This is a genomic window from Kitasatospora sp. NPDC056273 (assembly GCF_042268845.1).
GTDB lineage: Bacteria > Actinomycetota > Actinomycetes > Streptomycetales > Streptomycetaceae > Kitasatospora.
On the sequence record NZ_JBHJSJ010000071.1, the window covers coordinates 1 to 25,411 of the forward strand.

Below are 25,411 nucleotides of genomic sequence, written 5' to 3' on the forward strand. Positions count from 1 at the left end.
AAGCTAAGCCTTACAGCGCCGATGGTACTGCAGGGGGGACCCTGTGGGAGAGTAGGACGCCGCCGAACAATTCTTCAGAAGAACCCCCATCCGGGACCCGGATGGGGGTTCTTCGCGTTTTCAGGGACTCTTCGCGTTGTGGGCCGGTTGCGGGGCGGGCCGGAAAGAATCTTGGCCGGCCGTGTCGAGAACCCGTGCCCGGCACCGTCCCCGGAGTGGACGCGGCCACAATGGGTCGCACCAGCTCCGAGGATCCGAGGAGAAGACGATGGCCAAGTACCTGTTGCTGAAGCACTACCGGGGTGCCCCGAGCGCGGTCAACTGCGTGCCGATGGACCAGTGGACGCCGGAGGAGGTCACGGCGCACATCCGGTACATGCAGGAGTTCGCGGACCGGCTGGAGAAGACCGGCGAGTTCGTCGACGGCCAGGCGCTCGCGCCCGAGGGGACGTGGGTCCGGTACGACGGCGAGGGGCGTCCGCCGGTCACCGACGGTCCGTTCGCCGAGACCAAGGACCTGATCGCCGGCTGGATGGTGATCGACGTCGACAGCTACGAGCGGGCTGTCGAGCTGGCCGGGGAGCTGTCGGCCGCTCCCGGGGCCGGGGGCGAGCCGATCCACGAGTGGCTGGAGCTGCGTCCGTTCCTGGCGATGCCGGCGACCATCACGGAGTGACGTCCCTGATGGACGAGGCCCTGCTGAGGAGTCTCACGCCGAGCGTCATCGGAGTCCTCGTCCGCCGCGGAGCTGACTTCGCGGCGGCCGAGGACGCGGTGCAGGAGGCGCTGGTCGAGGCGGTCCGGCTCTGGCCGGCCGAGCGGCCGCGCGATCCCAAGGGCTGGCTGGTCACCGTGGCCTGGCGCAAGTTCCTGGACGCGACCCGGTCGGAGGCCGCCCGCCGGCGCCGGGAGGACCTGGTCGACCAGGAGCCGGAGCCGGGGCCCGCGGCCGCCGTGGACGACACGCTGCAGCTCTACTTCCTGTGCGCCCACCCGTCGTTGACGCCCTCGTCGGCGGTGGCGCTGACGCTGCGGGCGGTGGGCGGGCTGACCACCCGCCAGATCGCCCGGGCCTACCTGGTGCCCGAGGCGACCATGGCGCAGCGGATCAGCCGGGCCAAGCGCACCGTCTCGGCCGTCAGGTTCGATCAGCCGGGGGACGTCGCGACCGTGCTCCGGGTCCTCTACCTGGTCTTCAACGAGGGCTACTCCGGCGATCTCGACCTCGCGGCCGAGGCGATCCGGCTCACCCGGCAGCTCGCCGCGGTGATCGACCACCCCGAGGTGGCCGGACTGCTGGCCCTGATGCTGCTGCACCACGCCCGGCGGGCGGGCAGGACCGCGCCCGACGGCGCGCTGGTGCCGCTGGCCGAGCAGGACCGCGGCCGGTGGGACACCGGGCTGATCGCCGAGGGCATCGGCATCCTCCAGGGGGCCCTGGCCCGGGACCGGCTGGGCGAGTTCCAGGCCCAGGCGGCCATCGCGGCGCTGCACGCCGACGCGCCCACCGCGGGGGAGACGGACTGGGTGCAGATCGTCGAGTGGTACGACGAGCTCGTCCGGTTGACCGCCAGCCCGGTGGTGCGGCTCAACCGCGCGGTGGCGGTCGGCGAGGCCGACGGTCCGCGCGCGGGGCTGGCGGCGCTCGCGGAGCTGGACGACGCGCTGCCCAGGTATGCGGCGGTGGCGGCGTACCTCCACGAGTGCGACGGGGACCTGGTGGCGGCGGCCCGGTTGTACGCGGAGGCGGCGCACCGGGCGCCCGACCTCGCCGAGCGCGACCATCTGACCCGTCAGGCGGCCCGGCTCAACACGCTTCTGAAGGATCGTCGGACGGACTGAGTCCGGCCGGGGGAGCGGGGCTCAGAGCCGGCCGGCGGCCTTCAGCGCCAGGTAGGTGTCGGCGAGGGCCGGGGCGATCCGGGTCGGCGGGGCGTCCAGGACGGTGACGCCGTGGCGGGTGAGGTGCTCGGCGGTGGCCCGGCGGTCGGCCCGGGTCTGTTCGGCGGCGGCCGCGCCGTAGACGGCCTCCAGGGTGCCCCGCCCGGCGGCGAGGGCGTCCAGCTGCGGGTCGGCGACCGAGGCGAGGACGACCTCGTGGCGCTTGGTGAGCATCGGCAGCAGCGGACGCAGGCCGTCCTCGACCGGGGCCGCGTCGAGGCCGGTGAGCAGCACGATCAGCGAGCGCTGCGGCGCCATCTTGAGCGCGGTGGCGACCAGTGAGCGCATGTCGGTCTCGTGCAGCGCGGGTTCCAGCCCGGCCATCGCGTTGGTGAAGGCGGGCAGCACCTCGTGGGCGGAGCTGCCGGCCACCGCGACGCGCTTGCGGGAGTCGTGGGCGAGCAGGTCGACCCGGTCGCCGGCCCGGGTGGCGAGGGCGGTGAGCAGCAGTGCGGCGTCGAGGGCGGCGTCCAGGCGGGGCGCGTCGCCGACCCGGCCGGCCGAGGTGCGGCCGGTGTCGAGGACGACGAGGATGTGCCGGTCGCGTTCGGGGCGCCAGGTGCGGACGGCGACGGTGTTGCGGCGGGCGCTGGCGCGCCAGTCGATGGAGCGGACGTCGTCGCCGGGCAGGTACTCGCGCAGGGAGTCGAACTCGGTGCCCTGGCCGCGGGTCAGGACGGAGGTGCGGCCGTCGAGTTCGCGCAGCCGGGCGAGTCGGGAGGGCAGGTGCTTGCGGCTGGCGAACGGGGGCAGCGCGCGGACCGTCCAGGGGACGAGGTGCGAGCCCTGGCGGGCGGCCAGGCCGAGCGGGCCGAGCGAGCGGACCGTCACCCGGTGGGCGTGGTGGTCGCCGCGCCGGGTGGGGGTGAGCACGGTGGTGATCCGGCGCCGTTCGCCGCCGGGGAGGGCAAGGGTGTGCCGGGAGGCGGCCTCGGCGGTGCCGGGGCGCCAGGCGGAGGGGGCCCAGGCGTCGCGGACCAGGCCGCGGAGCGGCCGGCCGGACGGGTTGGTGACGGTCAGTTCGACGGTGGCGGGCTCGCCGAGCCGGACGGTGGTGTCGCCGGCCCGCCCGAACCGCAGGCCGCGGACCGGGGCGGCGAGCACCAGGTCGACCGCGACGGCGACCAGCACCGCGCCGGTGACCAGGCCGATCCCGGTCCAGGACGGCAGCAGCAGGCCCACGACGAGCGCGCCGAGTGCGGCGAGCAGGGCGGTTCGCCCGGTGAGGGCCATGCGGTGCGCTCCTTCGGAAGCCCGTGCGTCGGAACCCGTGGGCCGGCGGCCGGAACGGGGGCGGTACGGCGGGGTGGGGTCAGCGGGGTGCGGGCGTCTGGGTGAGGACGGCCTGGATGACGGAGTCGGCGGTGACGCCCTCCATCTCGGCCTCGGCGCGCAGCGCGACCCGGTGCCGCAGGGTGGGCAGGGCGAGCGCCTTGACGTCGTCCGGGGTGACGTAGTCGCGGCCGGCCAGCCAGGCCCAGGCGCGGGAGGCGGCGAGCAGGGCGGTGGCGCCGCGCGGGGAGACGCCGATGGACAGCGACGGGGACTGCCGGGTGGCCCGGCAGAGGTCGACGATGTAGGCGAGGACCTCGGGGGAGACGGTCAGCTTGGCGATCTGCTCGCGGGCGGCGGCGACGTGCTCGGGGCCGGCGACCGGGCGGACGCCGGCCGCGCCGAGGTCGCGCGGGTCGAAGCCGGCGGCGTGCCGGGAGAGCACCTGGAACTCCTGGTCGCGGTCGGGCAGCGGCAGGACCAGCTTGAGCAGGAAGCGGTCCAGCTGGGCCTCGGGCAGCGGGTAGGTGCCCTCGTACTCGACCGGGTTCTGGGTCGCGGCGACCAGGAACGGGACGGGCAGCGGGCGCGCCTCGCCGTCCACCGTGACCTGGTGCTCCTCCATGGCCTCCAGCAGGGCGGCCTGGGTCTTCGGCGGGGTGCGGTTGATCTCGTCGGCGAGCAGCAGGTTGGTGAAGACCGGGCCGGGCTGGAAGGAGAACTCGGCGGTGCGGGCGTCGTAGACGAGCGAGCCGGTGACGTCGCCGGGCATCAGGTCGGGGGTGAACTGGATGCGCTTGGTGCCCAGGCTGAGCGCGGTGGACAGGGTGCGCACCAGCAGGGTCTTGGCGACACCGGGGACGCCCTCCAGCAGCACGTGGCCGCCGCAGAGCAGGGCGACGACCAGGCCGGTGACGGCCGCGTCCTGGCCGACCACGGCCTTGCCGATCTCGGCGCGCAGGGCGGTCAGCGCGGCGCGCGGGTCGGTGGCGGGGGTGGCGGGCGCCGTGCCGGGGACGGGGCGGAGCTGGGCGGTTGCCTGGTCGGTCACGGGTTCCGTACCTGCCTTTCGAGGGCGTCGAGGTCGTCGGCGAGCCGCAGCAGTGCGGCGTCGTCGGTCGGGGGCGGGCCGTACAGCAGGGCCCGGACGTCCCCGGCGGGCCGTTCGGACAGCCGGTCGGCCAGGGCGACGCAGAGCGCGTCGGGGTCGGGTGCGCCGGCCTGGAGCGGGACGCCCAGGGCGGGGGCGAGGCGGTGCGCGGTGGCGCCGCGCAGGGCCTCGGCGGCGCGGCCGCGGGCCTTGGCGCGCCGGTAGAGGCGGGCGCGGCCCTCGGTGGTCTCGGCGGCGCGGACCACCACGGGCAGGTTCTCGCTGACCACCGGGCCGAGCCGGCGGCCGCGCCAGAGGGCGGCGAGCACGGCGGCGACGGCGAGCTGGTAGCCGGCCCAGTGCCAGCCGCTCGGCAGGAAGTCGCCGAAGCTCTTGGTGCGGGCGCCCTCGGGGAGCGGGGCGGAGTAGTCGGGCAGGTGCCAGGTGAGGCGGGGCTGCGAGCCGAGCAGGCCGAGGGCGAGGGCGGCGTCGCCGTCCTTGGCGAGTTCGCCGTTGTGCAGGAAGGTGCCGCTGCCGAGCACGACGACGTCGCGGTCGCCGTCGCCGGCCGGGAGGACGACCAGCGGGTAGCCGTGGGCGCGCGGGTAGCAGCCGGTGCCGCGGCTGCCGCTGGTGTAGAGCATGCCGCCCTGCTGGGCGCTGCCGGCCCGGACGGCCTCGGTGAGGGCGCACTCCGGGGGAGTGGAGCGGACGGAGGCGTACGGGAGCCCGCCGGCGTCGTCGGACAGCCGGATGCCGGGGGCGAGCGCGGTGAGCGCGGCCGGGCCGGGGGCGACCAGTACCAGGCGCCGGTGCCGGGCGGCGGCGACGGCGCGCAGCTGGGCGGGGTCGAGCAGGTCGGGTTCGGGCAGGACGAGGGTGTCGGGGCCGGCCGGGGCGGTGGCCGGGTCGGTGGTGAACTCGGCCTTGAGGCCCTGGCGTTCGAGCAGGGCGACGACGGCGTGCGCGCCGTCGCGGTCGTACGAGCGCGGGTCCAGCGGTGGGTAGCGGCGGTCCTGGCCGAGGGCGGACACGGCGGCGGCGCCGATCAGCAGGGCGGCGAGGACGGCCAGGTACCAGCGGGCGCGGCGCCACAGGCCGCGGGTGGTCGGGGCGAGGCTGGTCGCGGCGGCGGCGGGCGGCTCGGCGACGGGTGGTGCCGCGGGTGCGGGGGCGGGGACGGAACCGGTCATGCCGCTCCTCCCGAGGACGGAGCCGGAGCCGGTGCGGGGGGCGCGAGGACCGGGCGGGTGCGCTCCAGCGTCCGGTCGAGCTCGTGCAGCAGCCGGTACGCGCTCTGGTCGGCGGTGCGCTCGCCGTACGCGATGTCGTCGAAGGTCCGGGCGGCCGCGGCCAGTGCGGCGGCGTGCTCGGGCAGCGCCCGGCCGGCCTCGGCGGCGGCCTCGTCGGCGGTGCGGCCGGGGCGGTTGTCGAGCAGGGTGCGCTCCTCCAGGCCGCGCACCAGGGCGCGCATCTGTTCGCGGACGGCTTCGGTCCAGCGTCCGGCGGCGGCGTGCCCGGCGGCGTCCGTCCGGTACTGGTCGGCGCTGCGCGGGCCCTCGGCGCCGTACACGTCCTGGACGGTGCGGGCGGCGCGGCGGGGTGCGCCGAGGCGCCACCAGACCGCGCCGCCGATCAGCACCGCGACGATCAGGAAGAGGACCAGCCCGGTGGTGCCGGTGGTGCCGTCGCCGGAGATGCTGTCGAGCGCCTTGGCGATGTGGTCGTAGATCCAGTCCGTGACGCGTTGCAGTACGGACGGGTCGTGCTTGTGGTACTCCGCGTCGAGCAGCTCGTCGCGGGCGGCCTCGCGCGCCGGGTCACGCGGCACGGTGACGGGTGCGCCGCCCGCGGCGAGGAGCCTGTCCCCCCAGTTAGGCATCCGGTTCAGCGCCTCGCCGGTGCCGGGTCGCCCTGCGCGCCCCAGCCGGTGCCGCTCTGCTCGGGCAGGCCGGCCGCGCGGGCGAGTTCGATGTCCAGGGCCTCGCGGCGGATCCGCTGGTCGATGTAGACCAGCACGCCGACGGCGGCGATGAAGGGGGTGGTGAAGGTGCCGGCGATGATCCCGGCGACCGCCAGCAGGAGCAGCATGGCCACGCCCTGGTCGGCGGTGTCGGGCAGGCCCTGGGCGTCGAGGCTCTCGAAGCCGAGCAGCAGGCCGAGGAACTGGAACGGGACGACGACGACCATCGCGACGACGAGCGCCAGCACGTGGCCGAGCAGGTTGATGCCGAAGACCCGCCACCAGGCGCCGCGGACCAGCCGCCGCGAGCGCGACAGCGCCGTCAGCACGCCCTGCTTCTCCAGCATCAGGGCGGGCGCGGCGAGGCTGAAGCGCATCCACAGCCAGACGGCGACCGGCACGGTCAGCAGGCCGACCAGGGTGAGCAGGCCGGCGATGGCGACGGAGCCCTGGCCGGCGAGGGTGTAGCCGATCAGCGGGGTGAAGCCGAGCAGGACCACGCCGGGGCCGAGCAGGACGGTGAGCAGGGTCAGCCCGAGCAGTTGCAGCAGCCGGGGGCGGGCGTCGCGCCAGGCCTCCCCGGCGGTCGCCGACCGGCCGAGGACGGCGCGGCTGACCACGATGGTGAGCAGCGCGGTGGCGAACACGTTGAGCAGCAGTTCGAGCGGCAGTCCGGCCAGCATCCGCAGGGTCTGGGTGGCCTCGCCGGTCTTGCCCTTGACCAGCAGGTTGACCAGGAGGCTGCCGGCCTGGGCGACCACGGCGAGGCCGAGCGAGAGCGCGAGCACGGTGCGCCAGTGCCGGCGGACGGTGGTGACGGCACCGTCGAGCAGTTCGCCGAAGCTCAGCGGGCGCAGCGGGATGACGCCCGGCTTGGGGCTCGCCGGGGCGCCCCAGCCGTACGGGCGGTGGCCGCCGGGAGGCTGCTGGCCCCACCGCTGTCCCCACTGCTGTCCGTTCCCGGGGGCGCCGGCCGGGCCGGTCCAGCCGGGGGCGGCCTGTGGTGGTGCCGACGGCCCGGGCACGGCGGCGGGCGCGTCGGCCGGGGGCCGGGCGTCGTCGCGGGGCGGCTCGGACGAGCTGGGCGAGGCCCAGCCCGGGGTGTCGGTCATCACTGCTCCTCGGAGGGCGTCACGGGCGCGACTGCGAACGGATCTTCCGCCCGCGCGCAGCGCCCATCGTGCCATGGGGCCGGAAACCGGCCCCATGGCGATCCGGTTGCTGATCGGCAACGGTCCTCCGCGGCGGGTCGGGCGGTGGTCCGGCGCGGGTTCGCGGGGGTCCGGAGGCGTTTCCGGGGGAGCATTCGCCCGGTATGGCCGGAATGCACCGGTGGGGGAGTTGGCCGTTCTGGAGCATTGGCACTGCTGTGCGGCAGGTCACAATCCGGTAATGAGAAGATGGACGCATGAAGGGACGCGTCCTCGTCGTTGATGACGACTCCGCACTGGCCGAGATGCTCGGTATCGTGCTGCGGGGTGAGGGTTTTGAGCCGTTTTTCGTCGCGGATGGGGACAGGGCGCTAGCCGCCTTCCGGGAGACCAAGCCGGACCTGGTCCTGCTCGACCTGATGCTGCCCGGCCGGGACGGCATCGACGTGTGCCGGCAGATCCGGGCCGAGTCCGGCATCCCGATCGTGATGCTGACCGCGAAGACCGACACGGTCGACGTGGTGGTGGGCCTGGAGTCGGGGGCCGACGACTACGTCACCAAGCCGTTCAAGCCCAAGGAGCTGGTGGCCCGGGTTCGCGCCCGGCTGCGCCGCGCCGAGGAGCCGACGCCCGAGCAGCTGACCATCGGCGACCTGGTGATCGACGTGGCCGGCCACTCCGTGAAGCGGGACGGCCGGGGCATCCCGCTGACCCCGCTGGAGTTCGACCTGCTGGTCGCGCTGGCCCGCAAGCCCTGGCAGGTGTTCACCCGCGAGGTGCTGCTGGAGCAGGTCTGGGGCTACCGCCACGCGGCGGACACCCGTCTGGTCAACGTCCATGTGCAGCGCCTGCGTTCCAAGATCGAGAAGGACCCGGAGCGCCCCGAGATCGTGGTGACCGTCCGCGGCGTCGGTTACAAGGCGGGACCCAGCTGACGTGACGGAGCGGGCAGACGACACCCCGTCGGGTTCCGCGACCGACGGGGCGGGGGCCGTGCGCGGCGACGTGCTGAGTTCGACCACCCGTCGCCGACGCGGCCCTTCCGGCGTGTTCGCGCTGGTGAAGCGTCAGCTGCGCCGTCCCACGCACCGGGTGGCCGCGCTGTACCGTCGGTCGATCCAGCTGCGCGTGGTCGCGGTGTCGCTGCTGGCGTCCATCGCGGTCGTCCTGGTGCTGGGCGTGGTCGTGGTGGCGCAGGTGCGCACCGGCCTGCTCGGAACCAAGACGGACGCCGCCCGCGCGCAGGCCCGGATCGGCTTCCAGGTCGAGCAGAAGAAGATCGACGAGGCCCGGGACCAGAAGCTGCGGGGCACCGCCGACCCGACCGTCGACGAGATCGGCACCTGGCTGCTGCGGCAGGTCAACGACCTGGCCGGGAGCGGGCAGACCGTCTACTCGGTGATCGCGATGTCCCCCGGCACCGGCGCCGTCGTCCCCGACGGGGGCGGCTTCGCGCCGCGCTACTCGGGCGACATCCAGCCGATCAGCATCCCGGACACCCTGCGGGCCAAGCTGGCCGCCGAGCCCGGCCAGATGTTCGACCAGCCGACCCGGATCCAGCGCTCGCCCGGGAGCAGCGTCACGTCCGAGCCAGGGCTGGCCCTCGGCATGCAGTTCCGCGGCCCGGCGGAGACCTCGTACCAGCTGTTCTACGTCTTCTCCTTCGGCCAGGAGACCGACACCCTCAACCTGGTCACCGGCACCCTGGCGACCGCCGGGGTGTTCGTGGTGATCCTCATGGGCGGCATCGCCTGGGTCGTGGTGCGCCAGGTGGTCACCCCGGTCCGGATGGCCGCCGGGATCTCCGAGCGGCTCGCCGACGGGCACCTGGAAGAGCGGATGAAGGTCACCGGGACGGACGACATCGCCCGCCTCGGGGAGTCCTTCAACCGGATGGCCAACGCCCTCCAGGCGCAGATCCGCCAGCTGGAGGAGCTGTCCCGGGTGCAGCGGCGGTTCGTCTCGGACGTCTCGCACGAGCTGCGCACCCCGCTGACCACGGTCCGGATGGCCGCGGACCTCATCTACGACAGCCGCGAGGACCTGGACCCGATGGCGGCCCGCTCGGCGGAGCTGCTGCAGGGCCAGCTGGACCGCTTCGAGTCGCTGCTCGCCGACCTGCTGGAGATCAGCCGCTTCGACGCCGGCGCCGCGATCCTGGACGCCGAGCCGGTCGACCTGCGCGAGATCGTCGCCCGGGTGGTGGAGGCCGCCGAACCGCTCGCCGAGGCCAAGGGCAGCGCCGTGGTGATCCGCGGCGACGGCGAGCCGGTGCTGGCCGAGGTGGACTCCCGCCGGATCGAGCGCATCCTGCGCAACCTGGTGGTCAACGCGCTGGAGCACGGCGAGGGCCGCGACGTGGTGGTCCGGCTGGGCTCGGCGGACGGCGCGGTCGCGGTCGGCGTGCGCGACTACGGCATCGGCCTCAAGCCGGGTGAGGCGTCCCGGGTGTTCCACCGCTTCTGGCGGGCCGACCCGTCCCGGGTGCGGACCACCGGCGGCACCGGCCTCGGCCTGTCCATCGCGGTCGAGGACGCCCACCTGCACGGCGGCTGGCTCCAGGCCTGGGGCGAGCCCGGCGGCGGCTCGCACTTCCGGCTCACCCTGCCGCGCACCCGCGGCGGCGAGATCAGCCGGGCGCCGTTCCGGCTGGAGCCGGAGGACTCCCGCAACAACCGGGGCCTGGGCGCGCAGGGCACGCCGTACCGGCGGGCGATCAGCCCGGCCGGCTCGACGGCGACGGCCGCCGTCGAGGAGCAGGCGGAGACGCCGGAGACGGTGAGCGGCGGCCTCGGCAGCGGGCTCGGCGGGGTGCTGAACATCGGCCCCGGGCTGGGCCGGCGCAAGCTGCCGGAGGGTCCGCGCGCGGACCCCTCGGGCGTGTGGACGGCCGCCGGGTACGGGGCCACCGGCGCCCAGGTGATGGTGGACCCGACGCCGGGACGGCCGTCGGTGGCACAGCGGACGGCGGAGCCGGACGCGACGGGTGGGACGACGGACGCGGAGGGGTCGCAGCGTGCGAAGGACGAGCAACAGGACTGAGCCGCGGCTCCTCGCGGTGGTCGGCGGGCTGCTCGGCGCCCTGGTGGCGAGCGGCTGCGCGGCCATGCCGGATTCCGGCGGCATCACCAGGGTGGAGCTGTCCCAGGGCTCGGCCGACAAGGACCTGCAGGCCCGGGTCTACCCGGTGGCGCCCGCCCGGGGCGCCAAGCCGCGCGAGCTGCTGAACGGGTTCCTGGACGCGGTGACCGCCGACGAGGGGTACGACACGGCGCGCAAGTACCTCACCGAGAGCGCCGCCGCCACCTGGAATCCGGACGCCGGGACGAAGGTGCTCTCCGCCACCGGCATCCCGGTCGGCCAGGACGTCACCGACGCGGACACCACGGCGTCGTTGCAGGTGAGCGGGCAGCTGGTGGCCGGCGTCGACGAGCGGCACTCGTACGCGCGGGTCGCCGGGCAGAACAACGACTCGTCCGACTTCACCTTCGTCCGGCAGAAGGACGGCGAGTGGCGGATCGACAAGCTGGCGCCCGGCGTGATCATGAACGAGACCAACTTCCGGAACAGCTTCCGGCAGGTCGAGCGGTTCTTCTACACCGCGCCCGACCCGTCCTCGGTGGTGTCCGGGAGCACCGGCCAGGAGGTGCTGCTCGCCGACCCGGTCTACCTGCGGCGCCGGATAGACCCGCTCACCTCGGCCGTCCGGGCGCTCGTCGACGGCCCCTCCGTCTGGCTCTCGCCGGTGGTCCGCACGGCGTTCCCGGCCGGCACCACGGTCGACAAGGTGAGCATCGACGACAACCGGGTCGCCCACGTGCAGCTCGGCAAGGCGGACACCGGTGAGCCGATGGCCTGCCGGCGGATGGCGACCCAGCTCTTCTACACCGTCGCCGACCAGGGCAAGGGCCAGATCACGCGGCTGGAGCTGAAGGGGCCGCACGGCTCCTGCACGGCCGCCCGCGGTGACTCGCCGTCCACCGGCCCCGGTGCCCTGGCCGGGTCGACGACGGCGACGCAGTACTACCAGCGTGCCGACGGAGCCCTGGTGGCGACCGACGAGGTGCGCCCCGGCGATCCGGTCCGCGGGGTCCTCGGCAAGCCGCAGTCGAACACCAAGCCGCCGCTCGGCGCCTTCGCGGTCAGCCGCACCGGCTCCCAGGCCGCCGCGATCAGCGAGGACGGCCACCAGGTCTGGTCGGTGCCGCTGTCGGACAGCGCGGTGGCCATGGGCGAGCCGGTGCTCACCTCGCCGGCCAAGGGCGGCGACAAGGAGGACGGCTTCGCCTCGCCCACCTGGGACGGCCGCGGCGACCTCTGGGTGGTGGACCGCAACAAGCAGGCCCCGCGGGTGGTGATGGTGCGCGGCGCCAAGTCGTACACCGTGCCGGTCGAGGGTCTGACCGGCCAGACCGTGCAGGCGCTGAAGATCTCCTCGGACGGCGTCCGGGTCGCCGTGGTGGCCAGGACCCCGGGCTCGGCCGTCCGCTCGCTGTGGTTCGGCCTGGTCGTGCACGAGGGCACCCCGCAGGCGCCGACCGTGAAGATCACCGCGCTGCACCGGGCCGCTCCCACGCTCACCGACGTCGCCTCGGTGTCCTGGGCGGAGACCGACCAGCTGCTCGTGCTCGGCAAGGAGGCCGACCGGACCCAGCAGTTGTACTTCATCAGCACGGACGGCTCGCAGAGCACCGAGACCCAGCTGCAGAGCGCCGAGAGCATGCTGACCGTCTCGGCCTCGGAGTCCCGCGGGGACAGCCTGACCCAGACGCCGCCGGTGCTCGCGATGGGCGAGGTCAAGCAGACGGACGGCAAGCCGAGCGAGATCAAGGCCTTCCGCCTGGTCAACAACCAGTGGCGGGAGACCTCGCTGATCGACAAGCCGCGGTCCTTCTTCTACGCGGGCTGACGCCGCGTCCGGGCGGGGCCTCCGGCCCGGCCCGGCGGGGTGTCGGCGGCCGCGGTGACGGTCAGTCGGACGGGCGCACCGTGGCCGCGACGGTGGCGCCCGCCCGGACCGGGAGGCCGGCGTCGGCCAGCGCCCGGGCGGCCTCGGCGAGGCTGGCCCCGGTGGTCACCAGGTCGTCCACCAGCACCGGGTGACGGCCCGCCAGGCTCCCCGGTCCCACCACGCTCCCCGGTCCCGTCAGGCCCGCGCGCCCGGTCCGGGCACGCGGCAGCACGGTGAGCGCGCCGTGCAGGTTGCGGCGCCGTTCGGCCGCGTTCAGCCCGGCCTGGTCGGCGACCGGCCGGGCGTGCCGCAGCAGCGGCGCGGCCCGGACGTCCAGGCCGGCCCTGCGCAGCGAGCGGGCGGCCGCCCCGGCCAGCCGCAGCGTCGGATCGTGCCCGCGGGCGCGGACGGCCGAGCGCGCCGAGGGCATCGGGACCAGCAGCAGTGGCGCGGCCCCGGCGCGCGCCCCCAGGGCGGAGCGCACGGCCCGGCCGAGGGCCTCGCCGAGCGGCGCGGCCAGCCGCAGCGCGCCCCGCTCCTTGTGGGCGAGCAGCAGCTGCCGGACCGGACCGGTGTACGGCGCGGCGGCGTGCGTCCAGGGCAGCGGGGTGGGGGCGGGCCGTGCGGTGGCCAGCGCGTGCCGGCAGGCCGGGCAGAGCTGGGTGCGCTCGCTGCCGCAGCCCGCGCAGTCGGCGGGCAGCAGGACGTCCAGCAGCCCGGCCAGTGCGTGGCCGAACGGCCCCTGGGCGGACGGCGGACGGGCGGGGGAGGGGAACGGCGGCACGGCTGCTCCTGGCGGCGGCAGGCACGGAGAGTCAGCACAGAATCGGCCGTACGGGGGGCGTTGTCCAGGTATTTACCCTTACTTCACCCACGAGAGGGTAGACAGGGTGGACCAGCTTGACCGCCCGACCGCAGTATCGGGTCATACCCTCCTTATCGCCTGGGGAGGCGAAAAACCCGTGTGAGGTGTTCGATAAGGCCCAGGGGGTTTCAAACGTCCCTGGTGGGGAGGAAGTGAGGTGAGGGCCAGTCGTTTCCGCCGCTGGCGGCGGGGACGGGGGGCCGGCAGTGGATGGGCTGGTCCAGCTGGGTCTCAGTCCGGTCCGGTAGCACCCGGATCGGCGTCAGCACGAGGGATCGGAGTTCTGCGTGGACATCGTCGTCAAGGGCCGCAAGACCGAGGTGCCCAAGAGGTTCCGCGAGCACGTGGCCGAGAAGCTGGAGAAGGTCCAGAAGTTCGACGCCAAGGCCATCAGCCTCGACGTTGAGGTGTCCAAGGAACACAACCCGCGGCAGGCCGACCGCTCCGACCGGGTGGAGATCACTCTCCGCAGCCGCGGCCCCGTGATCCGGGCGGAAGCCGCCGCCGGTGACCCGTACGCGGCGCTCGACCTGGCTTCCGCGAAGCTCGACGCGCAGCTGCGCAAGTCCGCGGACCGGCGTCGGGTGCACAAGGGCGGCGCGAACGGCCGCACCCCGATCAGCGTCGCCGAGGCGACCGCGGCCCTGGCCGCGCTGCCGGAGACGACGGCGCCGGAGGGCGAGACGAACGGCGCCGTCCGCAAGACCATGATGGGATCCCTGGAAGTGGAGGGCGAAGGCCCGCTGGTGGTCCGGGAGAAGACGCACCCGGCCGCCCCCATGGCGCTGGACCAGGCGCTCTACGAGATGGAGCTGGTCGGCCACGACTTCTACCTCTTCGTGGAGAAGGACAGTGGCCTGCCGAGCGTGGTCTACCGCCGGCACGGTTACCACTACGGCGTCATCCACCTGCAGACCGACCTCGCGGCCGGCCCGGGTGGCGGGGCGGGCGGCGCGATCGGCGGGGCCGACGACGAGGACTGACCGTCCGAACAGCGATGGAGGGGTGACCCCGGCGGCCGTGGCCGCCGGGGTCACCGGCGTTCGGGGGCGGTTGGGTTCGAACGGCGGCACGGTTCGAACAGCGGTGCGTCGAGGGTGCGGTGCGGTTCCAACGGCGGTGCGTCGAGGGCGGTCTCGCGCCCCGGACGGACGGGTCACCCGTTGCGGGGGAATCGGCATCGGAGCGTGACCGGGGCGGCGCCGGGGCGTGGAATGATTGGCGCACGACGACCCGCGAAGGGGGAGGAGCGGATGGGGGATCACTTCGGGCTGGGGCCCGGGGTCGGGCCAGGGCTGCCGTTGGGGGCGGAGGATGAGCCCGCGTACGAGCCGCACCGGGGTGAACCGATCCGCGTGTTGGTGGTGGACGACCACGCGCTGTTCCGTCGGGGGCTGGAGATCGTCCTCGCGGAGGAGCCGGACATCAAGGTCGTCGGCGAGGCGGGGGACGGCGCCGAGGCCGTGCTGAAGGCCGCCGACCTGCTGCCCGACATCATCCTCATGGACGTCCGGATGCCGCGCCGCAGCGGGATCGAGGCCTGCACGGCGATCAAGGACGTGGCACCGAGCACCAAGATCATCATGCTGACGATAAGCGACGAGGAGGCCGACCTCTACGAGGCGATCAAGGCGGGGGCCACCGGCTACCTGCTCAAGGAGATCTCCACCGACGAGGTCGCCACCGCGATCCGCGCGGTCGCCGACGGGCAGTCGCAGATCAGCCCCTCGATGGCGTCCAAGCTGCTCACCGAGTTCAAGTCGATGATCCAGCGCCGCTCCGACGACCGGGACCTGGTGCCCGCGCCCCGGCTCACCGACCGGGAGCTGGAGGTGCTCAAGCTGGTGGCGACCGGGATGAACAACCGGGAGATCGCCAAGGAGCTGTTCATCAGCGAGAACACCGTGAAGAACCACGTGCGCAACATCCTGGAGAAGCTCCAGCTGCACTCGCGGATGGAGGCGGTGGTGTACGCGATGCGGGAGAAGATCCTCGAAATAGGGTGAGCCTGGCGGGACTTAGCGGTCCGCCAGCAGCTTCTCCAGGGTCGGGCGCAGCCGCTCGTCGTGCAGCGTCCCGACCCGCACCGCGTCGCAGCCGACCCAGTCGGCCGCCTCGCGCAGCGCCGTCGCCAGCGCCTCGACGTGCCGGGCGCCCCGCCCCGGACCGTCCAGGGAGACCTGCCGGGCGACCAGGGTGCGCCCCTCGCGGGCCGGGTCGACCCGGCCGACCAGCCGGCCGCCGGCCAGTAGCGGCATCGCGAAGTAGCCGTGCACCCGCTTGTGCTTGGGCGTGTAGGCCTCCAGCCGGTGCGTCATGCCGAAGATCCGCTCGGTGCGGGCGCGGTCCCAGACCAGGGAGTCGAACGGCGAGAGCAGTGTGGTGCGGTGGCGCCCGCGCGGGGCGGTGGCGAGGGCGGCCGGGTCGGCCCAGGCCGGGGCCGGGGCGCCGTCCGGGCCCCAACCGGCCACCTCGACCGGGACGAGCCCGCAGTCGGCGAGCACCGGGTCCAACTGCTCGGCGCGCAGCCGGTGGTAGTCCAGCAGGTCGGCCCGGGTGGCCACGCCGAGCGCGGCGCCGGCCTGGGCGACCAGGGTGCGCACGCACTCCCCGTCCGACCGCTCCTGCCCCAACAGGGCGTCGGGGATGGCCTGTTCGGCCAGTGCGTAGACCCGCTTCCAGCTCCGGCGCTCGGTGCAGACCACGTCGCCGAAGGCCAGCGCCCGCTCGACCGCGATCTTGGTGTCGGACCAGTCCCACCACTCGGCGGTCTTCTTGGCGCCGCCCAGCTCGGTGGAGGTCAACGGCCCCTCGGCCCGCAGCTTGTCCAGCACGGCGCGGTAGGTCTCGGGCGGGACCTGGTGGCCCCAGAGGTGGCCGCGGTCGCGGTAGCGGCGGCGCCGGAAGGCGAACAGCGGCCACTCCTCGACCGGCAGGAGGCAGGCCGCGTGCGACCAGTACTCGAAGCTCGTGCCGCCGCCCCAGTACGCCGCCTCGACGGCCGGGCGGCCGACCGCGCCGAGGCGGGCGTACGGCACCAGCTCGTGCGAGCGGGCGAGCACCGAGATGGTGTCCAGCTGGACGGCGCCCAGGTGCCGCAGCACCCCGCGCACCCCGCCGCGGCGGTCCGGCGCGCCCAGCAGGCCCTGGGCGCGCAGGGCGATCCGGCGGGCGTCGTCCGCGCTGAGGACGGCGGCGGGGGCGGGGCGGGCGGCAGCGGTCATGCCGGGGAGCGTAGTCCGGGGCACCGACAGCGCGGGCCTGGGTCCGGACGGAGGGCTCAGGCCAGGTCGGAGGGCAGCAGGGAGGCGATCCAGGAGTCGTGGAAGGCGCCGCGCTGCTCGGCGTACGAGCGCAGGGTGCCCTCGAAGCGGTAGCCGGCCTTCTCGGCGACCGCGCGGGAGCCGTCGTTGCCGACGTAGGCCAGCCACTCCAGGCGGCGCAGGCCCAGCTCGCGCAGGCCGTAGTGGGAGACGGCGCGCGCGGCCTCGGTGGTGTAGCCGCGGCCGCGGAACTCCTTCACGGCCCACCAGCCGATCTCGGCGCAGCCCGGGTCCTGGGGGCGCAGGACGAGCCCCTGGGAGCCGACGAGGGTGCCGGACTCGCGCTCGAACACGCACCAGATCAGGTTCGCCCCGGTGCGCCGGCCCTCGATGGCGAGATCGCGTACGAAGAACTCGGCGTCCTCGCGGCGGTAGGGCGACGGGACGACCGTCCAGCGCTGGATCTCCGGATCCTGGCAGGCGGCGTAGACCGCGTCGATGTCCGACTCCTGCGGGGGGCGCAGGACCAGTCGGTCGGTGGTGAGGGCGGGAAGTTCGGCGCGAAGTTCGTCCATGAACGGATTATTCCGCCAGGGGAGGAAGGCGGGCATCCGATTATTCGCCCGCCTCGGCGTCCAACTCCACGACCCGCCGACCGTTTTGTCCCGGTGGACGGTGCTATCGGGCCATGTGCTCGCCAGGGTGACACGGGAATACCGTGCTGACGCACCTCCCGGGGGGTTGGACTCCTCGCATACGATGGCCCGTGCGGTGGGGTGGACCCGCCGTGCAGTCGTCCAGTGCCAATACAGGCAAGGAGCCCGCTCATCGTGTCCGTCTTCGACAAGATCCTGCGCGCCGGCGAGGGCAAGATCCTTCGCAAGCTGCAGCGGATTGCCGCCCAGGTCAACTCCATCGAAGAGGACTTCGTCAACCTCACCGACGCCGAGCTGCGCGCACTGACCGACGAGTACAAGCAGCGGCTCGCGGACGGCGAGACCCTGGACGACATCCTCCCCGAGGCGTTCGCCACCGTCCGTGAGGCCGCCAAGCGCGTGCTCGGCCAGCGGCACTACGACGTCCAGCTCATGGGCGGCGCCGCGCTGCACCACGGGTACGTCGCCGAGATGCGCACCGGTGAGGGCAAGACCCTCGTCGGCACGCTGCCCGCGTACCTGAACGCGCTGACGGGCAAGGGCGTCCACCTGATCACCGTCAACGACTACCTCGCCGAGCGCGACTCGGAGTGGATGGGCCGGGTGCACCGCTTCCTCGGCCTCGAAGTCGGCGTGATCCTGGCCAACATGACGCCCGCCGAGCGCAAGCGCCAGTACGGGATGGACATCACGTACGGCACGAACAACGAGTTCGGCTTCGACTACCTGCGCGACAACATGGCCTGGTCGCAGGACGAACTCGTCCAGCGCGGCCACTACTTCGCGGTCGTCGACGAGGTCGACTCGATCCTGATCGACGAGGCCCGTACCCCGCTGATCATCTCCGGCCCGGCGGACCAGGCGACCAAGTGGTACGCCGACTTCTCCAAGCTGGTGCTGCGCCTGAAGATCGACCGGGACTACGAGGTCGACGAGAAGAAGCGCACGGTCGGCATCCTGGAGGAGGGCGTCAGCCGGGTCGAGGACTACCTGGGCATCGACAACCTCTACGAGTCGGTGAACACCCCGCTGGTCGGCTTCCTGAACAACGCCATCAAGGCGAAGGAGCTGTACAAGCGGGACAAGGACTACGTCGTGATGAACGGCGAGGTCATGATCGTCGACGAGCACACCGGCCGCATCCTGGCCGGCCGCCGCTACAACGAGGGCATGCACCAGGCGATCGAGGCCAAGGAGGGGGTGGAGGTCCAGAACGAGAACCAGACCCTGGCCACCATCACCCTGCAGAACTTCTTCCGCCTGTACGACAAGCTCGCGGGCATGACCGGTACCGGCACCACCGAGGCCGCCGAGTTCCACCAGATCTACAAGCTCGGCGTGGTGCCGATCCCGACCAACAAGACGCCGCTGCGCATCGACCAGCCCGACCTGATCTACAAGTCGGAGCCGGCCAAGTTCGCCGCCGTGGTCGAGGACATCGCCGAGAAGCACGAGAAGGGCCAGCCGGTGCTGGTCGGCACCGTGTCGGTCGAGAAGTCCGAGTACCTGTCGCAGGAGCTGCGCAAGCGCGGCATCCCGCACGAGGTGCTGAACGCCAAGCACCACGAGCGCGAGGCGCAGATCGTCGCGCAGGCCGGCCGCAAGGGCGCCGTCACCGTCGCCACCAACATGGCCGGCCGCGGCACCGACATCATGCTGGGCGGCAACTCCGACCACCTCGCGGCGGCCGAGCTGGCGCAGCGCGGGCTCACCCCGACGGACACCCCGGAGGAGTACGAGGCCGCCTTCCCGGCCGCGCTGGAGAAGGCCAAGGCCTCGGTGAAGGCCGAGCAGGACGAGGTCAAGGAGGCCGGCGGCCTCTACGTCCTCGGCACCGAGCGGCACGAGTCCCGCCGGATCGACAACCAGCTGCGCGGCCGCTCCGGCCGTCAGGGCGACCCGGGCGAGTCCCGCTTCTACCTGTCGCTGGGCGACGACCTGATGCGCCTGTTCAAGGCCGGCATGGTCGAGCGCGTGCTCTCGATGGCCAACGTCCCCGAGGACGTGCCGATCGAGTCCAAGATGGTCACCCGCGCCATCGCCTCCGCGCAGACCCAGGTCGAGCAGCAGAACTTCGAGATCCGCAAGAACGTCCTCAAGTACGACGAGGTGCTCAACCGCCAGCGCGAGGTCATCTACGGCGAGCGCCGCCGGGTGCTGGAGGGCGAGGACCTCCAGGAGCAGGTCGGCCACTTCATGGACGACACCGTCGAGGCGTACGTCCGCGCGGCCACCGGCGAGGGCTTCGAGGACGACTGGGACCTGGACAAGCTCTGGACCGCGCTCAAGCAGCTCTACCCGGTCACCCTGGACCTGGAGGAGCTGGAGGAGGAGGCCGGCGGCCCGGCCGGGCTGACCCCCGAGTTCCTGATCAAGTCCGTCCAGGAGGACATCCAGGGCCAGTACGGCGCCCGCGAGGACCAGCTGGGCGCGGAGATCATGCGCGAGCTGGAGCGCCGGGTCGTGCTGTCGGTGCTGGACCGCCGCTGGCGCGAGCACCTCTACGAGATGGACTACCTCCAGGAGGGCATCGGCCTGCGGGCCATGGCGCAGCGCGACCCGCTGGTCGAGTACCAGCGCGAGGGCTTCGACATGTTCACCGCGATGATGGAGGGCATCAAGGAGGAGTCCGTCGGTTACCTGTTCAACCTGGAGGTCCAGGTCGAGCAGCAGGTCGAGGAGGTCCCGGTCGAGGACGCCCAGGTGGCGCTCGACAAGCTGGAGAAGGACGCCGCCCGCCCGGAGATCAAGGCCAAGGGCCTGGAGGCCCCGAAGCCGCAGCGGCTGCACTACACGGCCCCCTCGGACGAGGTCGGCGGCGGTGTCATCGAGGGCGACTTCGACGACCTCGCGCCGGAGGACGAGGGCGACGGGATGACCCGCGCCGAGCGCCGCAAGGCCGCCAAGTCGGCCAAGGGCCGCCGCCGCAAGGGCTGAGCCGGCCGCCGGCCACCAGCCAGGACGCCACGCAGGGCGCCGTTCCCGGACCGGGACGGCGCCCTGCGCCGTTCCGTACCGCCGGGCGTGTGGTCCGTACCGACGGGCGCGCGGCGGGGCGCTCACCGGGCCTCCACGGCGGTGCACTGCCACTGCCCGGCCGGGCCGCGCTGCTCCAGCCGGAAGGCCACCATGTGGTGGCGCCGGCCGAGGTCGACCCGCACGCAGGCCTCGACCGCGTCGGGTGAGGGCGAGCGGTCGTGCACCGGGCCGAGCCGGGGCCGGTCGGCGGGGCCGCCGCGGCGCAGCGCGCCGGCCCGGACCAGCGAGGCGAGCTGCCCGTAGCCGTCCAGGCTGGTGTGCCGCATCAGCTGGCCGGAGGGCCGGGCGCCGGTGAGCACCTCGACCAGCTGGCGGGCGAACCGGGCGGCCAAGGCTCCGGAGCCCGGCCCGGCGTTCGGCCCCGAGCCCGGCCCGGGGGCGCCGGTGCAGGCGGCGCGCGGGTGGCGCGGGCGGCGGCCGGCCGGCTCGCAGCCGCCGGCGTCACGCGGACGGCGGTACGGGCGGGCGGCGGGGTGGGCGCTGTACCGGACGGTCACGGGGTGGCTCCTCGGCTGGGTGGTGCGGGTACGGACGGGTCCAGGCTGGGGGCGTCCCGCGCGGGGCGGCAACGGGTTTCCGGGGCGGCCGGGACGGGCCGCCGAGTTCACCTATCCGGGGGAACCGGCCTGTGCGGCGCCGGGCCGGAGGGGCCGTCCGACGGCGCCCGGTTGACGTGCGGGGACGGGCCGTACGGTCCAAAAGGGGACGCTCCGGCTGGGCGGACCGGGTGGCGGCGCCCGGCCGCCGCATTGCGCCGTACGGGCGCGGCGCGCACCATCGGAGCCTGACCGGGAGCGGACCGCCGGGCTCCCACGACGAGGGACGGCCGGTATGACGACACGGGTGGCGGCCCCGGCGGCCGCGGGCACCGCCCCGCCCGCCGGCGAAGGCGTGCCGCGGTACGGCGTGGTGCTGGGCGGCGGCGGGATGCTCGGCGCGGCCTGGACGGTCGGCGCGCTGTGCGCCGTCGAGGAGGCCACCGGGCGGCAGCCGGGCGGGGCCGACGTCCTGCTGGGCACCTCGGCGGGCGCGATCCTCGCCGCGATGCTGGCCGGCGGCGTCCGCCCCGAGCAGCTGCGCGACCACCAGCGCGGCCTGCCGATCACCGAGGGGCCGCTGTCCGGGACGGCCTTCGACTACGACACCGCCGTCGGCGGCGCGCTGCCGCCCCGCCCCCGGGCCGGGATCGGCTCGCCCGGCCTGCTGCGGGACGCCGTCCGGCACCCGCGCGAGTACCCGCTGCTGACCATGGTCTCGGCGATCGCGCCGCACGGCCGCGGCTCGCTGGCGCCGGTCGGCGAGCTGGTGCGCGGCCTGCTCGGCGACGGGGGAGGGCCGGAGCCCGGCGGCGGGGGATCGCCGCTGCGGGTGGTGGCCGTGGACTACCGCAGCGGCCGGCGGGTGGTCTTCGGCGACCCGGACGCCCCGGCCGTCCCGGTGCCCGACGCGGTGATGGCCTCCTGCGCGATCCCCGGCTGGTTCGCGCCGGTGCGGCTGGACGGCTCGGCGTACGTGGACGGCGGCTGCTGGTCCGCCACCAACGCCGACCTGATGCTCGGCCGGGGGCTGGACGAGGTGTACGTGCTCGCCCCGATGGCCCTGCGGCTGGACCCGAGGCCGGGGCGGGCCGGGCGGCGGGGCCGGGAGGACCGGGAAGGGCAGGACGGCCGGGAGGGCCGGCTCGGGGGCGGCCGCGACACCCTGGTCGCCCTGCGCGAGTGGCGCGCCCGGGACCGCCCGCGCGGCGTGCTCGCCCAGCTGGTGAGCCGCTACCGCCACGCCGTCACCCGGCAGCTGCTGCGCGAGGCCGCCCAGCTGCGGGCCGAGGGCGTCCGGGTGCGGCTGCTCGCGCCGACCCTGGCGGACCTCGCGGTGATGGGCCCGAACATGATGGACCCGGCCCGCCGCGGCGCCGTCCTGGAGAGCGCCCTGCGCACCAGCCGGGAGGCGCTCCGGGCCTAGCGGGGGCCCGGCACGGGCACCGCCCGGCCCCAGCCGGCCCCGGCCGCGGGCGCCCGCCCCCGGACCAGGGGTGATCACGGGCGGCCCGGCGGCGCTTATTCTTGGGGCGCTGGAGACTGTGCTGCTGGACGAACCCCGCTGGACGAACCGGAGAGTGCCCCCGATGCGCGTGTACGTGCCCACCACCCTGGCCGGCCTGGCGGCGGCGCACGAGGGCGGCGCCCTGGACCAGTCCGCCGCGTACGCGGTGACGCCCGCGCTGCGCGAGTGGTACGTCAGCGACGACCTGGAGGAGCTGGAGTACGCGGCGCTGAACCGGGCCGCCCAGTCCTCGCTGCGGCTGCTGGCCGCCGACCCGGGGGCCCCGCGCCGCCGGGTGGTGGTGGCGCTGGACGTGGCGGACGGGTCGGTGCGGCCGTTCCCCGGCGACGAGTACCAGGACCAGGCCTCGCTCGGCCGGGTGGTGCTGGCCGGCCCGGTGCGGCTGGCCAAGGCGGCCGCGGTGCACGCCGACGTGTCCGACGACGAGGTGGTCACGGACGTCGCGGCGGCGGTGGCGGCGGTGGCCGCGGCCGACGCCGGCGACCAGGACGCCCAGTTCACCGTGGACGGCGCCGAGGACCACGACCTGCTCTGGTTCGCGACCCAGGAGATCCCCTCCCTGCTCGGGTGAGTTCCGCCCTACCGGCGTGTCACCCGGCCGGGTTACCGTTTCACCCCGTGCGCACTCACATCGTTTGGGACTGGAACGGCACGCTCTTCCACGACATGGAGGCCGTGCTCGGGGCGAGCAACGCCGCGTTCGCGACCATCGGCGTCGGGCCGATGACGCTCCAGGAGTACCGCGAGCAGTACGAGATCCCGATTCCCCGCTTCTACCAGCGCCTGCTCGGCCGGACGCCCTCCGCGGAGGAGTGGCTGAGGCTCGACGACGCGTTCCACGACCGCTACCGGGAGCTCAGCCCGTCCTGCGGGCTGACCGAGGGCGTGCGCGAGCTGTTGGACGGCTGGCGGGAGGCCGGGAACAGCCAGTCGCTGCTGTCGATGTACGAGCACGACAAGCTGGTGCCGCTGGTCGACACCTTCGGCCTGAGCAGCGGTTTCCTGCGGGTGGACGGCCGCAGCGGCCCGTCCGGCGGCCAGAAGGCGGAGCACCTGACCCGGCACCTGGCCGCGCTGGGCGAGCGGGTGGACCCGGCCCGTACGGTGCTGATCGGCGACGCCGCGGACGACGCCCTGGCGGCGCTGGGCGCGGGCGCCCACGCGGTGCTCTACACCGGCGGTTCGCACACCCGGGAGAAGCTGGAGCCGGTCGGCGTCCCGGTGGTGGACAGCCTGGCCGAGGCGGTCGAGCTGGCGGGCCGGATCACGGGCTGAACCCCGGGGCCCGTCCGGAACGGGCCGGACGGGATACCGGTGGACGTGGCGGGCGCCACGTCCGCCGTCCGCGTGTCTGAGCGGGCGGATCGCGCCCCGGCTGGTCAGGCTGGTGTCACACCCGACCAGCCCCAGGACGGAGCCCGCCATGCCCATCGACGCAGTCACCGAGGTGCCGGTCCCGGTCAACGAGCCGGTGCGGGCGTACGCGCCCGGCAGTCCGGAGCGGGACCGGCTGGTGCGGCGGCTGGACGACCTGGCGGCCGAGCAGGTCCCGCTGCCGATGACGATCGGCGGCGAGCAGCGATTCGGCGGCGGCGAGCGGATCGAGGTGGTGCAGCCGCACCACCACGCCGCCAAGCTGGGCGTGCTCGGCAACGCCACCCGGGAGGACGCCCGGGCGGCGGTGGACGCGGCGTTGGCCGCCGGCCGGCAGTGGCGCTCGCTCTCCTTCGACGACCGCGCGGCGGTCTTCCTGCGCGCCGCCGACCTGTTGGCCGGGCCCTGGCGGGAGACGCTCAACGCGGCCACCATGCTCGGCCAGTCCAAGACCGCGCAGCAGGCGGAGATCGACTCGGCGTGCGAGCTGATCGACTTCTGGCGGTTCAACGTGGGGTTCGCCCGGCAGATCCTGGCGGACCAGCCGATCTCCTCGCCCGGCGTGTGGAACCGCACCGACCACCGCCCGCTGGAAGGTTTCGTCTACGCGGTCACCCCGTTCAACTTCACCGCGATCGCCGGCAACCTGCCGACCGCCCCCGCGCTGATGGGCAACACCGTGGTCTGGAAGCCCGCGCCGACCCAGACCCTGGCCGCGTACCACCTGATGCGGCTGCTGGAGGCGGCCGGCCTGCCGCCCGGGGTGATCAACCTGGTGACCGGCGACGGCCTCCAGGTCTCCCCGGTGGTGCTCGCCGACCCGGCGTTCGCGGGGCTGCACTTCACCGGCTCCACCGCCACCTTCCGCTCCCTGTGGCAGACCGTCGGCGCCAACATCGGCGGCTACCGCACGTACCCGAGGATCGTCGGCGAGACCGGCGGCAAGGACTTCCTGCTGGCCCACCGCTCGGCCGACCCGGAGATCCTGAGGACCGCGCTGATCCGCGGCGCCTTCGAGTACCAGGGCCAGAAGTGCTCGGCGCTCTCCCGCGCCTACCTGCCGCGCAGCCTCTGGCAGCGGATCAAGGACGACTTCCTGGCCGAGGTGGACGCGCTCGCGGTGGGCGACGTGACCGACCTGTCCAACTTCATGGGCGCCCTGATCGACCGGCGCGCCTTCGAGAAGAACCGGGACGCCATCGATCGGGCGAAGGCCGATCCGACGATCGAACTGGCGGCCGGAGGACAGTACGACGACGCGATCGGCTGGTTCGTCCGGCCGACCGTGCTGGTCTCCTCCGACCACCGGGGCGAGATCTTCCGGACCGAGTACTTCGGTCCGATCCTCGCCGTCCACGTCTACGAGGACTCCCGCTGGGACGACGTGCTGCGCCGGGTCGACGCCGGCGCCCCGTACGGCCTGACCGGCTCGGTGATCGCGCAGGATCGTTACGCCATCGCGCAGGCCGTCGAGGAGCTGCGGTTCACCGCGGGGAACTTCTACATCAACGACAAGCCGACCGGCGCGGTGGTCGGCCAGCAGCCCTTCGGCGGCGGCCGGGCCTCCGGCACCAACGACAAGGCGGGCGCCGCGCAGAACCTGCTGCGCTGGACCTCGGCCCGGTCGATCAAGGAGACCTTCGTCCCGCCGACCCACCACGGCCACCCGCACATGGGCTGAGAGTGAACACCGGGCTCCGGTTTGGACATGCTGTCCAGGACGGACCCGACTTCCTGCGGGTTTGCGCCGACCTGTCCCTGTCCACCTTCGATTGATCCGGT

The 25,411-nt window shown here is 74.1% G+C and carries 21 protein-coding genes; 12 read left to right on the top strand and 9 right to left on the bottom strand.

Annotated features, from left to right (window positions below; genetic code table 11):
* The first annotated feature begins 268 nt into the window (after positions 1 to 268).
* Entirely contained in the window at positions 269 to 676 is a 408-nt protein-coding gene (locus tag ACFCY1_RS36970; protein WP_049659240.1) for a YciI family protein, read from the top strand.
* 8 nt (positions 677 to 684) lie between these two features.
* Complete coding sequence (locus ACFCY1_RS36975; RefSeq protein WP_375877385.1) at positions 685 to 1,842, top strand: RNA polymerase sigma factor; 1,158 nt, start codon at positions 685 to 687, stop codon at positions 1,840 to 1,842.
* 21 nt (positions 1,843 to 1,863) lie between these two features.
* Here ACFCY1_RS36975 and ACFCY1_RS36980 read toward each other — a convergent pair whose 3' ends face one another.
* From ACFCY1_RS36980 to ACFCY1_RS37000, 5 genes are all read right to left on the bottom strand, one after another.
* The gene (locus ACFCY1_RS36980) at positions 1,864 to 3,174 is read right to left on the bottom strand and encodes a DUF58 domain-containing protein (protein ID WP_117488066.1); all 1,311 of its coding nucleotides are present in this window, start codon (positions 3,172 to 3,174) and stop codon (positions 1,864 to 1,866) included.
* Between the two features lie 79 nt (positions 3,175 to 3,253).
* Positions 3,254 to 4,264: a MoxR family ATPase gene (locus ACFCY1_RS36985; protein WP_049659237.1), complete on the bottom strand. Its 1,011-nt coding sequence runs from the start codon at positions 4,262 to 4,264 to the stop codon at positions 3,254 to 3,256.
* Positions 4,261 to 5,496 carry a DUF4350 domain-containing protein gene (locus ACFCY1_RS36990; RefSeq protein WP_375877374.1) on the bottom strand — a complete coding sequence of 412 codons (1,236 nt, stop codon included), beginning with the start codon at positions 5,494 to 5,496 and terminating at the stop codon, positions 4,261 to 4,263. The genes ACFCY1_RS36985 and ACFCY1_RS36990 overlap by 4 nt, the downstream gene beginning before the upstream one ends.
* On the bottom strand, positions 5,493 to 6,185 hold the full coding sequence (locus ACFCY1_RS36995) for a DUF4129 domain-containing protein (RefSeq protein WP_375877375.1): 693 nt from the start codon (positions 6,183 to 6,185) through the stop codon (positions 5,493 to 5,495). Before ACFCY1_RS36995 ends, ACFCY1_RS36990 begins: the two co-directional genes overlap by 4 nt.
* A 5-nt stretch (positions 6,186 to 6,190) precedes the next feature.
* Positions 6,191 to 7,378 carry a hypothetical protein gene (locus ACFCY1_RS37000; protein WP_375877376.1) on the bottom strand — a complete coding sequence of 396 codons (1,188 nt, stop codon included), beginning with the start codon at positions 7,376 to 7,378 and terminating at the stop codon, positions 6,191 to 6,193.
* 296 nt (positions 7,379 to 7,674) lie between these two features.
* Here ACFCY1_RS37000 and mtrA point away from each other — a divergent pair, with 296 nt between their 5' ends.
* The 3 genes from mtrA to ACFCY1_RS37015 are packed head-to-tail and all read left to right on the top strand — an operon-like array spanning position 7,675 to position 12,326.
* The gene (mtrA, locus tag ACFCY1_RS37005; RefSeq protein ID WP_030247322.1) at positions 7,675 to 8,352 is read left to right on the top strand and encodes an MtrAB system response regulator MtrA; all 678 of its coding nucleotides are present in this window, start codon (positions 7,675 to 7,677) and stop codon (positions 8,350 to 8,352) included.
* Between the two features lies 1 nt (position 8,353).
* Positions 8,354 to 10,459: an MtrAB system histidine kinase MtrB gene (mtrB, locus tag ACFCY1_RS37010; protein WP_074005004.1), complete on the top strand. Its 2,106-nt coding sequence runs from the start codon at positions 8,354 to 8,356 to the stop codon at positions 10,457 to 10,459.
* On the top strand, positions 10,434 to 12,326 hold the full coding sequence (locus ACFCY1_RS37015; protein WP_375877377.1) for an LpqB family beta-propeller domain-containing protein: 1,893 nt from the start codon (positions 10,434 to 10,436) through the stop codon (positions 12,324 to 12,326). Before mtrB ends, ACFCY1_RS37015 begins: the two co-directional genes overlap by 26 nt.
* A gap of 61 nt (positions 12,327 to 12,387) precedes the next feature.
* Here the strand turns inward: ACFCY1_RS37015 and ACFCY1_RS37020 are convergent, their stop codons facing one another.
* Positions 12,388 to 13,152 (bottom strand): ComF family protein, encoded by a 765-nt coding sequence (locus ACFCY1_RS37020; RefSeq protein ID WP_375877378.1) that lies wholly within the window; start codon positions 13,150 to 13,152, stop codon positions 12,388 to 12,390.
* A gap of 368 nt (positions 13,153 to 13,520) precedes the next feature.
* On the opposite strand from ACFCY1_RS37020, the gene hpf reads away from it, so the two are divergent.
* On the top strand, positions 13,521 to 14,216 hold the full coding sequence (gene hpf, locus ACFCY1_RS37025) for a ribosome hibernation-promoting factor, HPF/YfiA family (protein WP_049657308.1): 696 nt from the start codon (positions 13,521 to 13,523) through the stop codon (positions 14,214 to 14,216).
* A 270-nt stretch (positions 14,217 to 14,486) separates the two neighbouring features.
* Positions 14,487 to 15,239: a response regulator transcription factor gene (locus ACFCY1_RS37030; RefSeq protein ID WP_082346073.1), complete on the top strand. Its 753-nt coding sequence runs from the start codon at positions 14,487 to 14,489 to the stop codon at positions 15,237 to 15,239.
* 12 nt (positions 15,240 to 15,251) lie between these two features.
* On the opposite strand, the gene ACFCY1_RS37035 is transcribed toward ACFCY1_RS37030, so the two are convergent.
* Positions 15,252 to 16,457 carry a winged helix-turn-helix domain-containing protein gene (locus ACFCY1_RS37035; protein WP_375877379.1) on the bottom strand — a complete coding sequence of 402 codons (1,206 nt, stop codon included), beginning with the start codon at positions 16,455 to 16,457 and terminating at the stop codon, positions 15,252 to 15,254.
* A 56-nt stretch (positions 16,458 to 16,513) separates the two neighbouring features.
* Positions 16,514 to 17,071, bottom strand: coding sequence for a GNAT family N-acetyltransferase (locus ACFCY1_RS37040; protein ID WP_049657307.1), 558 nt, complete (start codon positions 17,069 to 17,071; stop codon positions 16,514 to 16,516).
* A 255-nt stretch (positions 17,072 to 17,326) separates the two neighbouring features.
* Between ACFCY1_RS37040 and secA the strand changes: the two genes are divergently transcribed.
* Positions 17,327 to 20,089, top strand: a complete 2,763-nt coding sequence (gene secA / locus ACFCY1_RS37045; protein WP_049657305.1) for a preprotein translocase subunit SecA — start codon at positions 17,327 to 17,329, stop codon at positions 20,087 to 20,089.
* Between the two features lie 122 nt (positions 20,090 to 20,211).
* Here the strand turns inward: secA and ACFCY1_RS37050 are convergent, their stop codons facing one another.
* Positions 20,212 to 20,688 (bottom strand): Rv3235 family protein, encoded by a 477-nt coding sequence (locus ACFCY1_RS37050; RefSeq protein WP_375877380.1) that lies wholly within the window; start codon positions 20,686 to 20,688, stop codon positions 20,212 to 20,214.
* Between the two features lie 334 nt (positions 20,689 to 21,022).
* On the opposite strand from ACFCY1_RS37050, the gene ACFCY1_RS37055 reads away from it, so the two are divergent.
* From ACFCY1_RS37055 to pruA, 4 genes are all read left to right on the top strand, one after another.
* A complete protein-coding gene (locus ACFCY1_RS37055; RefSeq protein ID WP_375877381.1) occupies positions 21,023 to 22,153 on the top strand; it encodes a patatin-like phospholipase family protein in 1,131 nt (376 codons plus the stop codon).
* 163 nt (positions 22,154 to 22,316) lie between these two features.
* The gene (locus tag ACFCY1_RS37060) at positions 22,317 to 22,826 is read left to right on the top strand and encodes a DUF6912 family protein (protein WP_049653861.1); all 510 of its coding nucleotides are present in this window, start codon (positions 22,317 to 22,319) and stop codon (positions 22,824 to 22,826) included.
* 47 nt (positions 22,827 to 22,873) lie between these two features.
* Positions 22,874 to 23,530 carry an HAD family hydrolase gene (locus ACFCY1_RS37065; RefSeq protein WP_074005011.1) on the top strand — a complete coding sequence of 219 codons (657 nt, stop codon included), beginning with the start codon at positions 22,874 to 22,876 and terminating at the stop codon, positions 23,528 to 23,530.
* Positions 23,531 to 23,684: 154 nt separating this feature from the next.
* Entirely contained in the window at positions 23,685 to 25,310 is a 1,626-nt protein-coding gene (gene pruA, locus ACFCY1_RS37070) for an L-glutamate gamma-semialdehyde dehydrogenase (RefSeq protein ID WP_117491750.1), read from the top strand.
* The last annotated feature ends 101 nt before the right edge of the window (positions 25,311 to 25,411 follow it).

Coding starts and splice junctions, on each gene's coding strand:
- ACFCY1_RS36970 (WP_049659240.1), top strand. CDS start 269: ATGGCCAAGTACCTGTTGCTGAAGCACTACCGGGGTGCCCCGAGCGCG.
- ACFCY1_RS36975 (WP_375877385.1), top strand. CDS start 685: ATGGACGAGGCCCTGCTGAGGAGTCTCACGCCGAGCGTCATCGGAGTC.
- ACFCY1_RS36980 (WP_117488066.1), bottom strand. CDS start 3,174: ATGGCCCTCACCGGGCGAACCGCCCTGCTCGCCGCACTCGGCGCGCTC.
- ACFCY1_RS36990 (WP_375877374.1), bottom strand. CDS start 5,496: ATGACCGGTTCCGTCCCCGCCCCCGCACCCGCGGCACCACCCGTCGCC.
- ACFCY1_RS36995 (WP_375877375.1), bottom strand. CDS start 6,185: ATGCCTAACTGGGGGGACAGGCTCCTCGCCGCGGGCGGCGCACCCGTC.
- ACFCY1_RS37000 (WP_375877376.1), bottom strand. CDS start 7,378: ATGACCGACACCCCGGGCTGGGCCTCGCCCAGCTCGTCCGAGCCGCCC.
- mtrA (WP_030247322.1), top strand. CDS start 7,675: ATGAAGGGACGCGTCCTCGTCGTTGATGACGACTCCGCACTGGCCGAG.
- ACFCY1_RS37030 (WP_082346073.1), top strand. CDS start 14,487: ATGGGGGATCACTTCGGGCTGGGGCCCGGGGTCGGGCCAGGGCTGCCG.
- ACFCY1_RS37035 (WP_375877379.1), bottom strand. CDS start 16,457: ATGACCGCTGCCGCCCGCCCCGCCCCCGCCGCCGTCCTCAGCGCGGAC.
- ACFCY1_RS37040 (WP_049657307.1), bottom strand. CDS start 17,071: ATGGACGAACTTCGCGCCGAACTTCCCGCCCTCACCACCGACCGACTG.
- ACFCY1_RS37055 (WP_375877381.1), top strand. CDS start 21,023: ATGACGACACGGGTGGCGGCCCCGGCGGCCGCGGGCACCGCCCCGCCC.
- ACFCY1_RS37060 (WP_049653861.1), top strand. CDS start 22,317: ATGCGCGTGTACGTGCCCACCACCCTGGCCGGCCTGGCGGCGGCGCAC.